Genomic DNA, 495 nt, shown 5'->3' with positions numbered 1-495 from the left:
GCAACAATCATCACAGGACCTTCTGTTTGCTCTACGGCTCCTCGTTGTGAAGGGTTTAAACCCGCTAAATAATCCAAATTAACTCCTTAAATTTTAAAACCTGAGAATAGGGTATAAAAGTACAAATTTCCTATTGATCACTGGGGCTATCTTGCTAATATTTTTACACAAAAAAAACCGATAATCAAGATTATCGGTTTTTATATCATCCAAGCAACATCTAGCCTCTGCTGTTATAATTTGGTGCTTCCTTCGTAATGGAAATATTATGTGGATGGGACTCTCTCAACCCTGCTCCTGTAATGCGGACAAATTGTGCTTCCTGTAATTTTTCAATTGTTGCAGCACCACAGTATCCCATAGAAGCGCGTAATCCGCCAATATATTGATAAACGACCTCAGCTAATGTACCTTTGTAAGGAACACGCCCAACAATACCTTCAGGAACCAATTTTTTGATATCATCTTCTACGTCTTGGAAATAACGATCTTTAG

The 495-nt window shown here is 38.0% G+C and carries 1 protein-coding gene; it reads right to left on the bottom strand.

Features of this window, described 5'->3' with window-relative positions:
* Positions 1-220: 220 nt before the first annotated feature.
* The coding region (locus tag B2X72_RS25475) for an IMP dehydrogenase (protein ID WP_286852023.1) at positions 221-495 on the bottom strand (275 nt) is incomplete at its 5' end.

The sequence above is a fragment of the Sphingobacterium sp. UBA7253 genome, from assembly GCF_002472745.1.
GTDB classification, from domain to species: domain Bacteria; phylum Bacteroidota; class Bacteroidia; order Sphingobacteriales; family Sphingobacteriaceae; genus Sphingobacterium; species Sphingobacterium siyangense.
This window is presented reverse-complemented; position numbering and strand designations above follow the sequence as displayed.